The sequence below is a fragment of the Chromohalobacter sp. HP20-39 genome, from assembly GCF_033052815.1.
Lineage (GTDB): Bacteria > Pseudomonadota > Gammaproteobacteria > Pseudomonadales > Halomonadaceae > Chromohalobacter.
The window spans coordinates 1-446 of record NZ_JAWHTP010000159.1 but is presented as its reverse complement, the minus strand read 5'-3'; the positions used below and the strand labels follow the sequence as shown (position 1 = coordinate 446).

Annotated in this window: 1 protein-coding gene; it reads right to left on the bottom strand. The window is 58.7% G+C overall.

Annotation, left to right across the window (positions count from 1 at the left end; translation table 11 throughout):
- A partial coding sequence (locus RVY79_RS17435; protein WP_317465745.1) for a hypothetical protein occupies positions 1–247 on the bottom strand: 247 nt, incomplete at its 3' end.
- Positions 248–446: the final 199 nt, after the last annotated feature.

Here is a 446-nt window from a genome sequence, read left to right as displayed (position 1 = left end):
CATAGTCGACTTCCAGCTCGAGTTTGCCCTTCGCACCCAATCCCAAGCACGCACTCGCCATCATTCGGAAACGGAACTTACCGGAGGCGTAAGTCAACTCCAACATGCAGCCGGCGCCGATACCAAGCAGACCGGACACGGAGTCACTAACCTTGGCGAATTCCTGATAGCCCAAGCCCAACTGCTCGGGATTCAACCACTGTAGGCCACCCCACAATTTCACCTCGGCCTTTGCACCGGCAAACACCTCTAACTCCGCTTTGGCTGACGGGTCTAGGTGTCTATCCTCCGGCTTTGCATTGGCTCCTGGGCCGCTCGGTTGTTGGTTGACATTCAGCACTCGCGGCCTACGGGTCGCCGTTGCTGCTGCACCGAAAAGGCCCAGCTCCTTGCGTTTCTCGTCCGTCCAATCGACTGCGACGCCGGCTTCGCCAACGATGCTTGCG